The organism is Leucobacter aridicollis (assembly GCF_024399335.1).
GTDB lineage: Bacteria > Actinomycetota > Actinomycetes > Actinomycetales > Microbacteriaceae > Leucobacter > Leucobacter aridicollis_A.
On record NZ_CP075339.1, the window covers coordinates 2,630,850 to 2,644,220 of the forward strand.

Below are 13,371 nucleotides of genomic sequence, written 5' to 3' on the forward strand. Positions count from 1 at the left end.
CCTAACCCAGGAAGATGTCAGGGTAGAGGGCGCCGTCTGGTGTTCCCGGTACCGCGGCGTACCCGGAGAAATCTGTGACGCCCTCACCACGAAGCACGTCCTCTGCAATCAGCGACTGGCCTGTGTACTCTCGGGCGGGCTTCGTGAGCACTGCGTACGCGGCATCGGCGTAGACCGCTGGCGTGCGGCTCGCGGCCATGACTTTGTCGCCACCGAGGAGGTTCTGCACTGCTGCGGTCGCGATAGTTGTGGCTGGCCACAGCGTGTTCGCCGCGACTCCCGCTTCCGCGAACTCGGCTGCCATACCAAGCGTCGACATCGTCATGCCGTACTTCGCGAGCGTGTAGCCTGTGTGCGCGCCAAGCCACTTCGGATCGAGGTTCAGCGGCGGCGAGAGCGACAAGATGTGTGGGTTCTCGGCAAGCTTGAGGAGCGGAAGTGCCGCACGGGAGAGCATAAAAGTGCCGCGCACGTTCACGTCCTGCATCAAGTCGTACTTCTTGGGGTTCAGATCGAGCGTGCCCGACAGGTCGATGACACTCGCGTTGTTCACGACAATATCGATCCCACCGAACTCGGCGCGCGTCTGTTCGACGGCGGCCGCAATGTCGTCATCGCTGCGCACGTCGCCGACGATGGCGAGCGCGTTGCCACCCGCGGCGCGAATCTCTTCCGCCGCCGTGTGCACTGTGCCCGCGAGCTTTGGGTGCGGGGTATCTGTCTTCGCAAGCATCGCGACGTTCGCCCCGTCGGCCGCGGCGCGCAGCGCGATCGCGAGTCCAATGCCCCTGCTGCCGCCAGACATGAGGATCGTCTTCCCGTGAAGTGTCATAGCTACTCCTTTGTGCTGTCGATTTCAGCGCAAGTCTGGCATGCACGAGACACATTCGCGAACGTTGCGTGGAGATCGTGCATCCTGGGCGCAGACGGCTGGCAGTATTGGTGCATGTCGCACGATGCAGGGTCGTGCCGTCCGCACTAACGCGCGCTCCTTGAGCAATTCGACCGGGCACGCACGCGCGGGTTCTGGCTGATTCTCCATCGCGTGCGCGACGGCTACACCGCTGGGAGCGCGGCACGGAAGACTCCACGGGGCAGCATCCGGGCTGTACACCGCGACGGATGCGAAAAGGTCTCGAGTGGCTTACCGAACCGGATGACACATGAGAATTCGATTACAAAGACGACTCCATTGCGCGCTTCGCGGGACCCACAAACCAGCGCGCTTTTCGAGGTGGGGGCAGGAATCGAACCTGCGTGCACAGCCTTGCGGACTGCTACCTCGCCATCGGTCACCCCACCGGGTTCGCGGAATATTTCCATCGACATAACCCATGTTATTGTTTGTCCTATGACAATGCAAATCTCGAGCAATATGCGCACAACTGTGGCGGCGAAGGAAGCACAAGCGCCCGTCGCCTACGTGGTACAACATGTCGCCTTCGAAGGGCCTGGCACGCTCCACAGCGTGCTCACTGAGCTTGGGTACGAGGTGAGGGTGCGTCTTGCGGGTCTCGACTCGCTTCACGTCAATTCGTTCTCCGACGGCGCCCTCCTTGCCGTGCTCGGCGGCCCAATCGGGGCGGCAGAAACCGCAGCGTACCCGTTTCTGCATGAAGAAAAGCGCCTGATCCGCAGGTGGCTCGAGCTTGAACGCCCTCTGCTCGGCATCTGTCTTGGCGCCCAGCTCATGGCTGAAGCGATGGGGGCCGAAATCCGTGCGCTCCCCTCCCCTGAAATCGGCTACGCACCGCTAACACTCACACAGGCGGGCGCACGCAGCGTGCTCGGCCCGCTCGCACACCTCTCTGTGCTGCACTGGCACGGTGAGCATGCGGGTCTTCCGCCAGGTGCGCGGCGGCTCGCGCAGACCTCGGCAACGCCCGTACAAGCTTTTGCGCGTGGCGAGCACGTACTCGGGTTGCAGTTCCACATTGAAGCCGATCACGCGGCTATCGAGGAGTGGCTCATTGGGCACGCTCTCGAACTCCGCACGGCGGGCATTGATCCCGGCGCGATCCGCGCACAAGCGTCCGAGTACGGGCCCGCGCTCGAATCAGCAGGCCGAGCAGTGCTGCGCGCGTGGCTCGGGCGTCTCCCGGGCCACGCGCGCACGCCCGCTCTCTGGCCGGCCACCGCTGCCGCGAACCGTGACAGATAACACGAGCGCGACCCGGCTCGCCCTTGTCGCCCGAGAAGCAGCCGCAGCGGGCGTATCACCGCGGCCGTCAGCGCTTTCCGAGGCTGAAACGGAACTCGCCGAGCGAGTGCGGGCGCTGCGGATAGGCACCCTTGGCCAAGGGCTGCAAACGACAGCGTCTGCGGAGCTCAGCGTGAGATTCTCCGAGACCCGCCTCGCCACGGAACTACTCGCGCGCGAGCTCAAGGTCACCGCTCCCCCTTTCGAGGAGTTCTTTGCCTTAGGCGCTGAGGCCCCTTCGCTCGAACAGGCGGCCGCGGGTGAACTTGTTCCCATCCTCGCGCCGCATGGACTCGGCGCGGCAGTCTGGCAGCGGGTAGCGGCAGCAAACGGTGTGCTTCCGCCGATTGAGTGCGCCACCGAAGTGCTTCGCTGGTTTGCCGCACTCGATCGGCCGGCACTCGAGTCAGCGGCGCCAACGGTACGAAACGCGAGCGTCCACGGCTCAGTTACTTGGACGCTCCGCTGGATCTCAGCATCCGCTGCCCCTTCGAGTGGGACTTCAGTAACGTCTCCGACGCCAGAGCTTACGGCCGGGCAGGCTTGGCCGTCACTCCCGGAGATGCTCGCACTGCAGGCCAGGCAGCGATCCCTTGCCGCTCCACTGGTCGACGGGCGCACCTTCACCTGGCTTGCCGGAGTTCTCCCAGACCGTACCCTCGCAGCGCGACACACTTTCGACGGCACCACAGGATCAATTCGAATCAGCACAAGGGTGAGATCTGACCACGGCAGCCACGTGGGCACCCGGAGGGCGTGCTAGGCCGAAGGGCGGCTACCTTATGCTCCCCAACGCCGGTGCTCGCTGAGCAGCTGCGCGAGCGCAGCGGGCAGCTCCCGCACAGACCCAATCGACGTGAGGTCGGGCCGGAAGAGTTCCATCCCACCAGTCGCACCGATTCCGACCCCGCACACCTCGATTCCTGCAGATCGCGCTCTTGCGAGCACGCCCGCTAGTGCACGACCCTCAGCGTCTTCCTGGCTAGCCTCGAACCCCCCGTCACTCACGAAGACAAGCACTCGACGCTGCGTCGCACCCCCAGTCCGCTGGACGGTCAGCAGGTCACGCATCGCGAGTTCGATCGCCGGGACCGGGTGTGTCTGCCCCTCCGCTGTCGCCAGTGCTTCGCGCAGGGAAATCCGGTGAAGGTCCGTGAGCTGTTCACCACAACGCTTGACCAAAGTCGCCACGCTATCAAATACGACGAGCCCGGAGCGCACGATACTCGGGGCCCGACTGGGGAACCGGGCTTCAAGCTCACGGAGCTCTCTCGCTGCGCCCGCGAGTGCCTCCAGAAAGACCATCGCAGCATCCGTCGAAAGCTGCGCCGCTTGGCCCCGCATAGACCCTGACCTGTCGAGCACAAGCACGGTGTCTGTCTGCCCGAGACCAGGGCCGCGCACTGTCAACGGCTTGCGAATACGGTAAGCGCTCGGCCTGGGGACGCCGCCGCGAGACTCCGCGACAGTTTCGGCCAGCCGACCTGTGTGGATCGATCCAGGCTCGGGCCCGGCAGCACCGGTCTCGGGCCGCACGACTCGCAGGCTCTCTCGCAGCAATCGCCGCCACACGTCACCGACAGCTCGCACCTCGTCACGGTGGGTAGCAAGCCGGTGCCGGTACTCAGCGAGCGCGGCCTCACGTCCGTGCCGCCAACCGTTCGTCGGCCCAGGTTCGGGAAAGCCGCGCCCCCCAACTCCGGCGTCCTCTGTCTGCGTCCCCAGGTCCCCGTGTGGTGGGGCGAGCGACGGTCGCAGAGAGGAGAGCGGTGTCTCACTCAGCACCAGTGGCGTGTCGCCCGAATCAATCTCAACGAGGGGGTCTTGAATGGCCGTGACGGATAGCAGCGGATCCGGAGGCACCAGTGGGGGGACCTCGCTCTCAGGTCCCCCTTCGTTTCCGGTTCCGCGTTCTCCTTCCTGGTCCATTGCGCCATCTGCGCCGATTTCCGCCGCTCCAGGGCTCCCCAGGTCGCCGATTCCTTCTCCTTCGACGCGCTCTCCTTGGCGATTGCCCGCGGCCCCATCCGCGGCATCACCTAGCCCGTTGCCTGCGGCGAGCGCCTCGTGCACGGGCACAGCAACAGCAAGCAATTGATCGAGCCCTTCCACGGGGTCGACCGCTGCCGCCCCCTCAAGCGCAGCGCGGACCACAGCGGTGAACTGTCGCCCGACCACTTCGTGAACGTGTGTTGGAAGCCCCAGCGATGCGCGCTGCAACAGCCCAAGCCACTGAGCGCTGGGTGGCCAACCCACAAGCGTCTGAGGAATATCGCGGCGAACTGCCCGAAATAGCTCCTTCCCAAACCCAGGTACGACATCGAGCAACGCACGCTGCGCCTGCACCCTGTCAAGAGTGACCATGAGGACGTGGAGATCGGGGCGAGCAACGAGCACTCGTGATCGCCTGTGCTCGCGGCCCATGGAGCGGCCCACACCCGAAACAAACCAGAGTTCGCGCACAGTCAACGCGACCGCTGCACCGACGTCATGCCCGCGCCGCGTGAAATACTCCCGGCCCACCGCAAGCTGCCCGCCGTCGACTCGCCATTCCTCTCCAGCAACAACGGTGACGCGCAGGCCGAGGAGCCGGCCAGTCGCGGCCAACTCGCCGTCGAACAGAGAAGTTTCGCCGGTCTGGCTTCGCTCAACCCAGCCTTCCTCGCTCATCTGAGCAGCCCTTGTCCGGCGAGTATCAGCCGGAGCACTGCCCGGTCCTCCGTGTGCATCACCCCGTCCACGAACCGCTCCATCGCGCCCGTGAGCGCAGACGCCCCACCCTGCAGCATCACTCCTTCGAGCACAGCAGCGAGCGTACGCGGGGCGATGACGGTCTCCGCAAGCCCTGGCTGCTCGTCGAACTCATGCTCGGTTCCACGGTAGCGGTCGAGGGCCTCATCGGGATTTCCCACGAACACCTGCTGACTGATAAAGGCCGCGCGCGCGAGTGGGGTCAGCTCCGCCAGGCCGAGCCCGGGCGGCATAGAGCCATCCGGGCCAGCAACGACGGCTGCCGCCAATAGGAGGTTCTCTGCTGGGACATCTTCGATGTTCGCTCCAGCGTCAGGGTAGTGCACCCGAAATGTGGCCGAACCGAATCGGTTGACGAGCTCAGTGCTCAACGGTTCAATGCCGCGGTATCTGTGAGGTGAGTATTCGTTTGCGGTCGCCAAGACGACGAAGCCGCTGGCAATTTCGATGGTAAGTCCCGGTTGCTCCTGCACCGCAAATCTCGAACCTGGGCGTAACTGTAGGACCCGGTTCAGGCGTTTGAGAAACTCGGGCGGCATGGCGTTTATCTCGTCGAGAATAATCGGCACGCCGCGCTGCATCGCACGCAGCAGGGGCCCCGGCGCAAACTCCGTTACCGTCGCATCGCCCTCTGCCCGAAGCTCGTGGGTGCCAACGATCTGGGCGCCGGTGATGTCGCCATAGCCTGACACGAACTCATGGGCTTCGCCTTCCAGACCAGCGAGGTACTCGGCAAGGGCGGTCTTGGCACCTCCGGTCTCACCGATCAGCAGGATCGGCGCTCCCGCCAGCACCGCGGGCGTTGCCGCGGCAACAAGCTCACGCATCTTTTCGTTGAGCACAAGCCCCGCGTCGAGCTCACGACGGGCCTGCCGAATGCGAATTTGGAGCACCGCGTCGAGCACCGCATGGTCTTCGCCCGCTTCCAGTTGCATGCCCGGCCTGCCCTCCCCGAGCCGGACCGCAGGGCTCTGCGATCCACGCGCTTGTGTCACGTGATTCGCTGCCGCTGCGATCGTCGCCTGTTCCTCCCTCGTGAGCGGCCGCGATCGCCGAGCGGCGTGCCGCACGAGGGCGTCGACGGGCCCCAGGCGAGTAGCCTGCGCATGAGGGGATGCGGAGCGACCCCTCATGCTCGCTTCGCCCTCAGCGCCGTCGACCGCTCGCACTAAAGCAATGGCCTGGCGCAGCACCCGAGCCCGCGCCGTGCTCGCGGAGGCAAGTAACTCTGCGACCTCGGGATCGGAGAGCAGCCGTTCCCACTGTTCTGACAGTTCGCGCATACAAGCTATTCCGTGCGCGATTGACGCTTGCGCGTCACGCTCTGCTTGCGTGCGCGGCGCGGCTTCGGCACGCGTGGGCGCTTGTTCGGGGAGGGTGGCGGCGAGATTCATTTCTTCGCCGTAGTGGCGCCGCCAGTCAGCCCGAAGCACGCGGATCGTTTCCCGCAGCGCCGAGCGCACGTCGAGAGCATTCGCCACAAGAGGCGATTCAAGCGTCGCCGCCTCGTACGGAGACGTGGCGCCACCAACATGCTGGCTTGCAATGGGGACCTGCGCCCCCGCGCCGATTACCGGGTGGGCTGTCACTGTGCCTAGTGCTGTCATAGTCCTCGTCCCTGCTCAGCGCACTCGCGCCGGTTCGTTCTATCAAGCCAATGTTACACTTTGTCATAGGACAAAAAGTTCGACGCAGATCTTCTGCCTGACAGACACGCGAAGGGTCATTCACCCATGAACCTCACCTACCCCAGCACGCTTCCCCGCTATCCACTGCGCGACGGACGGTTCGGAAGTGGCCCGGCAAAGATCAGGCCCACACAACTCCAAGACCTTGTAGCTGATCCCCTTCGACTGTTGGGCACCTCTCATCGACAACCACCCGTGCGCCGACTCGTAGGCCGCATCCAGGAACAGCTACACGAACTCTTCGACGCACCCGAGGGCTACGAGGTGGTGCTTGGCAACGGCGGCTCTACGGCATTCTGGGATATTGCCGCATTCTCGCTCGTCGATACGCGCGCCCAATGCCTTGACTTCGGCGTCTTCGGCAGCCGCTTCGCGCGGGCCGCGGCAGCGCCATGGCTGACGCCCCCGGATGTGCGCACAGCTCCTCATGGCGAACTCGTCCTCACCGAAGAACTGGAAGGGATTGACACCTACGCGTGGCCCCACAATGAGACTTCGACAGGCGTGCTTGCCCCCGTGCGCCGGGTGGGCGCGACTGAAACTGCCATTACACTCATCGACGGCACGAGCGCAGCGGGCGGCACGGAATTCGATGCCCGCAACGCCGACGTCTATTACTTCGCACCGCAGAAGAACTTTGGCTCTGACGCAGGAATATGGATCGCGCTCCTCTCCCCAGCCGCGATTGATCGCGCGAGCCGGATAGCGACGTCGGGGCGATACATTCCTGATTTCTTGAATCTTTACCTCGCGATCGAGCAGTCTCGCAAGCAGCAAACCCTGAACACTCCGGCGCTCGCGACACTCATGCTCCTTGAGAACCAGATCAGTTGGATTCTGGAGCACGGAGGCCTCGCATGGGCGGCCGGACGCACTCGTTCGCTGTCCACCGAGATCTACGATTGGGCGGAACGCAGCCGGTACGCAGCGCCCTTCGTTACGAACCCAGCGCTCCGTTCTCCAACAAACGTAACCCTCGAGATCGACCCCAGAGCAGACACTCGCACTCTTGCCGCCCTGCTCCGAAGCGCAGGGATCTTCGACACCGACGGATACGTCGGTGTCGGGCGCAATCAACTCAGGATCGGCACCTACGTCTCCATCGATCCCGCAGACGTCGGCCAGTTACTCCAGTACCTCGATGTGCTCATCCCGCACGCGATACAATCCGGCGAACGTCCGACCACCGAGGGCTAACCAGGTGGCCGCGTCCCGAGGGTGTTAGCCGAGCGTCTCGGAGAGCTCTAGCCAGCGCTCCTCGAGACCCTCGACCTCTGCCTCAAGAGCGGTGATCTTCGCCATCTCGGCGTTCAACAGCGCAAAGTCTGCCTGGTCAAGGTCAGCGAGTCCGTCACGCGACTTCACGATGTCGTCCTGCAGCTTCTCCATCTTGCGCTCCACCGACGACAGTTCCTTCTGAGCGTCGCGCAGCTCACGCCCCGATAGCTTTGGCTGCGCTGGCTGAGCGGCCTTCGTCCCGGATGCCTGGGAAACAGCCCGATCAGCCTGCGTCGACCCTCCGCCCACGGCAGCGGCTTCCTTCGCACGCTCCTCCGCCTGGCGCAGCTTTAGGTACTCGTCGACCCCACCCGGCAGGTGCCTCAGCTGATTGTCGAGAATCGCGTACTGCTGGTCGGTCACGCGCTCGAGGAAGTACCGATCGTGTGAAACGACGATGAGGGTGCCAGGCCAGGAATCGAGCAGATCCTCCATGGCCGCGAGCATGTCGGTGTCGAGGTCGTTCGTCGGCTCGTCGAGAATGAGCACGTTCGGCTGGTCGAGCAGGATCAAGAGCAGCTGCAGTCGGCGCTTCTGGCCGCCCGAGAGATCCTTCACGGGGGTCGACAGTTGCGCACTTGTGAAGCCCATGCGCTCGAGCAGCTGCCCGGGCGTGAGCTCCTGCGCCTTCGAACCCGACCCGACGGTGAAGCTCGTGCGCAGCCTGCCGATGACGACACGCACTGGCTCATTGAGGTGCGCCTCAAGCTCGTCGAGGCGCTGCGTGAGCTGCGCAACCTTCACTGTCTTGCCGGTCTTCACGGTGCCGCTCGTCGGTTCGACCGCACCCGAAATGAGGCCGAGCAGCGTCGACTTGCCCGCGCCGTTCACGCCGAGGATACCCGTGCGCTCGCCCGGAGCGATCCGCCACTCGACGTCGCGCAGCACCTCCCGGTCTTCGCCAGTCTTCGGGTCTGCGTAGGTGACACCGGCGTCGAGGATGTTCACGACCTCCTTGCCGAGGCGCGAGACAGCCATCGACTGCAGCGACACCTTGTCGCGGATCTCGGGGACGTCGGCAATGAGTTCGTTCGCAGCGTCGATCCTAAACTTCGGCTTCGCAGTGCGCGCTGGCGCGCCGCGCCTGAGCCACGCAAGCTCCTTTCGAGCGAGGTTCTGACGCTTCTGCTCAATCACCGCCGCCTGCCGATCGCGCTCCACGCGCTGCAGGATGTAGGCGGCGTAGCCGCCCTCGAACGGCTCGACGATACGGTCGTGGACCTCCCAGGTCGCGGTACACACTTCGTCGAGGAACCACCTGTCGTGCGTGACGACGAGAAGCGCGCCCTGGCCGTTCGGCCAGCGGCGCTTCAGGTGATCGGCGAGCCAGGCGACAGCCTCGACGTCGAGGTGGTTCGTTGGCTCGTCGAGAAACAGCACGTCCCAGTCGCCGACGAGAAGCCGGGCGAGCGCAACTCGGCGGCGCTGGCCGCCCGAGAGCGACTCGAGCTCGGCGTCCCACGGCAGGTCCGAAACGAGGCCCGCGATAACCTCGCGCACCTTCGGATCGCCCGCCCACTCGTACTCTGGGGTGTCGCCAACGATCGCATTACCGACAGTCTCACCGTCATCGAATTTGTCGGCCTGGTCGAGCACGCCGATGGTCGTGCCGCCCCGGTACGTCACGCGGCCGGAGTCTGGCTCCCGCCGCCCCGCAAGCATCATGAGCAGGGACGACTTGCCGTCGCCGTTGCGGCCGACGATCCCGATACGATCGCCCTCATCGACGCCGAGCGTCACTGAGTCGAACACCGTCTTCGTGGGCACCTCAAGTTGCAGGGCCTCAGCCCCGAGAATATGCGCCATACCTGCCTCATTAGTCGCGTGGATCCCCCGGCGCATGAGAGCGCCTGGGGCGTTGCCGCCCGATTCGCTGTGCGCGCCGGAAGGAGTACGTATCGAGAATAGTCGACTGGCCTGTGCGCCGACGCGCTGAGGCAGCTCGCCCGCCCGGACCGGGTCGATGCGCGACGCCCTAGGATGGTGCCGGTACGCTTACCGCATGACCGCATACCCCGACGTCACGCACCCCGCACTCGGTACGCTGCGCCGTTCCTCGTTCACGCTCACCGACGGCGAGACACAGTACATGGAGAGCTACGCCGGCGAGATCGACCTAGCGGGAACGGCAGTGGAGCTGCTCGTTGAAAGCAGCGACCCCGCGGTCGTGGAGAAGCTCTCCGAACGGCTCGCGGCCGCCCTCGCGCAGCTGCCGAGGCTCGTGCGGCGCGCCACCGATGCAATCGTCACCGAGTTCAGCGATCAGGATCCCACGGAGGCAGACCGCGACGAGGCAGCCAGGGATCTCGCGTTACAGACGCTTGCCGTGCTCCCCGACGGGCGGCTCGTGCTGCATCTCGACGACACGACAAGCGCACACTTCCCGGAGGGTCGTTGGCCCGCGGTCTACCTTGGGGGCGATAACGAGGTGCTCGACGTCACCGTGGAGGCGTGACAGCGAGGTAGTCTGAACGCGATATACCGCACGCATTGCCCGCTCGACCAAAGGGCGAAACCGAGCCAAGCGAGGGAGGCGGAGTGCCGCTGAAATCCACGATCACCGCCTCACTGTCGTCGTATGCGGGTCCGGTGCGTGCGCTCATCGGCATCGCCGGTGTCGCCCTTGGCGTGCTGCTCGTTCTTGCCCCACTGTCGACGCATCAGATCGCGGTGGTCACCGGCATCGGATTGGCGCTCGCGGGTGTTGCAGCTGCCCTGCTTCCAACGCTCGATGGGTTCACCAAGGTGTCAGCGCGCGTGTTCGGCGTCGTGCTGTTTCTGCTCGGCGCGATCATCGCGGTCTGGCCCGCAGGCGGCGCGCCCTGGATCGCATTTATCGTTGGAGCGTCACTCATCGGGCACGGGGTACTCCAGACAGTCCAGGTGATCCGGCACGGTGGCGATCAGCGCGCGACGAGCGTTGTGATTGCGCTCGCGAGCATCCTCTTCGGTGTCGTCGCGCTCGCCTGGCCAGTACTAACACTCACGTTCTTCAGGCTCGGCGTTGGTGCGTGGTTCGTCTTCTTCGGGCTGCAGCTCGTCATGGCAGCGCTGTACAGGCACAGCCCTGAGCAGCGCAGGCCTCGCGGCAAGTTCGCGCGCTGGTCTCGCACAATCGGCGCAAGCCTCGCTCTCGTGCTCGCCGTCGTCGTCGCGCTCGGCTCGAACTGGGCGCTCGGTGGCGTGCCGCTCCCGCAGCCTGGGGCCTTCTACAATGCGCCTGCCAGCGTGCCCGAAGAGCCCGGCAAACTCATTCGTTCCGAGCCGCTGCGCGAGGGAGTGCCGCGCGGCGCAGAAGCCTGGCGAATTCTCTACACGACCACACGCTCAGACGGCTCGCCCGCAATCTCGAGCGGCACGATCATCGCGCCGAAAACCCGAGGCGATGAGCCGCTTCGGCTCCTCTCCGTCGCTCACGGCACAACCGGTGTTGCAGCGAAATGCGCCCCATCGCTCAGCGCCACACCGTTCTCGGACGGCGCAGGCGCGGCGCTCGAGCAGCTTGTTATCGACAACGGCTGGGCCGCAGTCACGTCGGACTACATCGGACTCGGCACCACGGGTGCACACCCGTACCTCATCGGCGACGCCGAGGCACGGAACGTCCTCGACGCGGCGAGAGCAGCCCGAGAGTTCTCGGAAGTGTCGGTCACGAGCGAGACCGTCGTCTGGGGCCACTCGCAAGGCGGCCAGGGCTCGCTGTGGACGGGGCAGCTCGCAGAGAGCTACGCACCCGATATCACCGTGCAAGGGATCGCCGCCTTCGCGCCAGCGGCCGACCTCTTCGGGCTCGCCGAAGTCAACAAAAACGACGCAGCAGGCAAGACAGTCTCGGCCTACATCGCCGCGACCTGGGGTGAGCTGTACCCGCAGCTCGGCCTCGCCGCTCAGCTCACGCCCGGGTCTGCCCGCGGCGTTGAAAAGATCAAGGACCTGTGTTTCAACGGGCAGGACGTGCTCGCGGCGATCCTTCACGGCACCCAGGTGCCAAACCAGATCTTCCCAGATTCCCTGCTCGACGGCGAATTCGGCGACCTGCTGAGGGCCCAGACTCCCGTTGGTCCTTTCCCAGCCCCTGTGCTCGTAGCCCAGGGCCTCGCTGACCCGCTTGTGCGCCCCAAGCAGCAGCGGGAGTGGGTTGCCGCCCGGTGTGCCGCAGGCGCTGACCTCGACTACCGAGAGTTTGCGGGGCTCGATCATCTCTCGCTCGTCGCCGCGGAGTCGCCTCTGACACCGCAGCTCGTCGAATGGACACTTGCCCGGGCCGCGGGCGAGGCGACGACGCCAAACTGCGAGACGCTGCAGGGCTAGCACCTGCGAACTGGATTCCTCAATCACTACATCTGTGATCCGCAGGCCCCATGCCACTTTCGGCTTTTGGGGGCATTCCTATCGCAGATTACAGGCGCAAGTGCGACCCTCAGACGGAGCACGGGCACCCCTGGAACAACCTCCGCATACACACAAGCGGCGCACCCCGAAGAGTGCGCCGCCGAACTGCGTGAATCCTTAGCCCTCGCCAGGCATGCAGCAGCTTCCGCCACAGCAGGAGCCACCCGTAGCGCTATCACCGAGGAGATTCAGGATCTCCGCGGTCTCTGCACCCGCGAACGCCGCAGCTCCTGCGATGCTCGCGTCAGTGTTCAGCTCGACAATGTCGGCAGGGGTCTCGGTCTTCTCGGTTGTTGTATCGCTCATACTCGATCCTCTCTCGGGTGAATTGTAGTTCGGCTGACCGACGTACGGCCGCCCGCCCACTGTTCTCTCAGTGGAGGCTCAGTCTGCCGAGGCGGCCTCGGCTTCGAGGGTGAGCACCTGCTCGAATGCGCTCACAAACATTTCAGGCTGCTGGGCACCCGAGACGCCGTACTTCTCGTTGATGAGGTAGAACGGCACACCAGTTACCCCGAGCATCCGCGCACGCGTGATGTCGCTCTCGACAGCCTCGCCGTAGCTCTCATCTTCGAAGGCGTCGCGAACCTCGTCGGGGTCGAGCCCGACCTCGTCGACGACCTGTGCGATCTGCTCGGGGTCGCCAACATTCACGCCCTCCTCAAAGTAGGCCTTGAAGAGACGCGCGAGCACCTCGTCGTAGATGCCCTGCTCTTTGGCGAGGTGCAGCACTCGGTGCGCGGCAGCCGTATTCGAATGCGCGACCTTGTCAAAATCAAAGGTGATGCCCTCGGCAGCGGCCATGGCGGTCATCTGCCCGAGCATGTCTTCGACCTGCTCGCGGGGCATGCCTTTGTGCTTGACGAGAAAATCGATCTCGCTCCCCTCAAAGTTCAGCGGGGTGTCTGGGGCGAGCTCGTAGCTGTGCCCCTCGACCTCGAACTCAACTTCTGGGTTGTCGGCCTGAAACTGCGCGACGGCCTGGCGAAAGCGATGTGCCCCGATGTAGCACCAGGGGCAGGCGATGTCAGACCAAATGTCAATGCGGATCGTATTACTCAC

11 protein-coding genes and 1 tRNA gene are annotated in these 13,371 nt (G+C 64.8%); 5 read left to right on the forward strand and 7 right to left on the reverse strand.

The window, feature by feature from the left end:
- Nucleotide 1: 1 nt before the first annotated feature.
- Together KI794_RS11850 and KI794_RS11855 are read right to left on the reverse strand one after the other, a co-directional pair.
- Nucleotides 2–832, reverse strand: coding sequence for an SDR family oxidoreductase (locus KI794_RS11850; protein WP_119284694.1), 831 nt, complete (start codon nucleotides 830–832; stop codon nucleotides 2–4).
- Between the two features lie 400 nt (nucleotides 833–1,232).
- Nucleotides 1,233–1,302: transfer RNA gene (locus tag KI794_RS11855), tRNA-Cys, on the reverse strand.
- A gap of 49 nt (nucleotides 1,303–1,351) precedes the next feature.
- Here KI794_RS11855 and KI794_RS11860 point away from each other — a divergent pair.
- Both KI794_RS11860 and KI794_RS11865 read left to right on the forward strand, forming a co-directional pair.
- Entirely contained in the window at nucleotides 1,352–2,161 is an 810-nt protein-coding gene (locus tag KI794_RS11860) for a glutamine amidotransferase (protein ID WP_255808198.1), read from the forward strand.
- On the forward strand, nucleotides 2,151–2,963 hold the full coding sequence (locus KI794_RS11865; RefSeq protein ID WP_255808200.1) for a hypothetical protein: 813 nt from the start codon (nucleotides 2,151–2,153) through the stop codon (nucleotides 2,961–2,963). Before KI794_RS11860 ends, KI794_RS11865 begins: the two co-directional genes overlap by 11 nt.
- Before the next feature lie 17 nt (nucleotides 2,964–2,980).
- On the opposite strand, the gene KI794_RS11870 is transcribed toward KI794_RS11865, so the two are convergent.
- The gene (locus KI794_RS11870) at nucleotides 2,981–4,870 is read right to left on the reverse strand and encodes a vWA domain-containing protein (RefSeq protein WP_255808201.1); all 1,890 of its coding nucleotides are present in this window, start codon (nucleotides 4,868–4,870) and stop codon (nucleotides 2,981–2,983) included.
- The gene (locus KI794_RS11875) at nucleotides 4,867–6,558 is read right to left on the reverse strand and encodes an AAA family ATPase (protein WP_119284697.1); all 1,692 of its coding nucleotides are present in this window, start codon (nucleotides 6,556–6,558) and stop codon (nucleotides 4,867–4,869) included. Before KI794_RS11875 ends, KI794_RS11870 begins: the two co-directional genes overlap by 4 nt.
- Before the next feature lie 126 nt (nucleotides 6,559–6,684).
- Between KI794_RS11875 and serC the strand changes: the two genes are divergently transcribed.
- Nucleotides 6,685–7,836, forward strand: a complete 1,152-nt coding sequence (gene serC, locus KI794_RS11880; protein ID WP_255808202.1) for a phosphoserine transaminase — start codon at nucleotides 6,685–6,687, stop codon at nucleotides 7,834–7,836.
- Between the two features lie 24 nt (nucleotides 7,837–7,860).
- Here the strand turns inward: serC and KI794_RS11885 are convergent, their stop codons facing one another.
- Complete coding sequence (locus KI794_RS11885; RefSeq protein ID WP_119284699.1) at nucleotides 7,861–9,723, reverse strand: ABC-F family ATP-binding cassette domain-containing protein; 1,863 nt, start codon at nucleotides 9,721–9,723, stop codon at nucleotides 7,861–7,863.
- A gap of 196 nt (nucleotides 9,724–9,919) precedes the next feature.
- On the opposite strand from KI794_RS11885, the gene KI794_RS11890 reads away from it, so the two are divergent.
- Nucleotides 9,920–10,372, forward strand: a complete 453-nt coding sequence (locus KI794_RS11890) for a hypothetical protein (protein WP_255808204.1) — start codon at nucleotides 9,920–9,922, stop codon at nucleotides 10,370–10,372.
- Nucleotides 10,373–10,407: 35 nt separating this feature from the next.
- On the forward strand, nucleotides 10,408–12,228 hold the full coding sequence (locus tag KI794_RS11895) for a lipase family protein (RefSeq protein WP_255808205.1): 1,821 nt from the start codon (nucleotides 10,408–10,410) through the stop codon (nucleotides 12,226–12,228).
- Nucleotides 12,229–12,426: 198 nt separating this feature from the next.
- Here KI794_RS11895 and KI794_RS11900 read toward each other — a convergent pair whose 3' ends face one another.
- A complete protein-coding gene (locus tag KI794_RS11900; protein ID WP_255808206.1) occupies nucleotides 12,427–12,615 on the reverse strand; it encodes a hypothetical protein in 189 nt (62 codons plus the stop codon).
- Between the two features lie 78 nt (nucleotides 12,616–12,693).
- Complete coding sequence (locus KI794_RS11905; RefSeq protein ID WP_119284702.1) at nucleotides 12,694–13,371, reverse strand: DsbA family oxidoreductase; 678 nt, start codon at nucleotides 13,369–13,371, stop codon at nucleotides 12,694–12,696.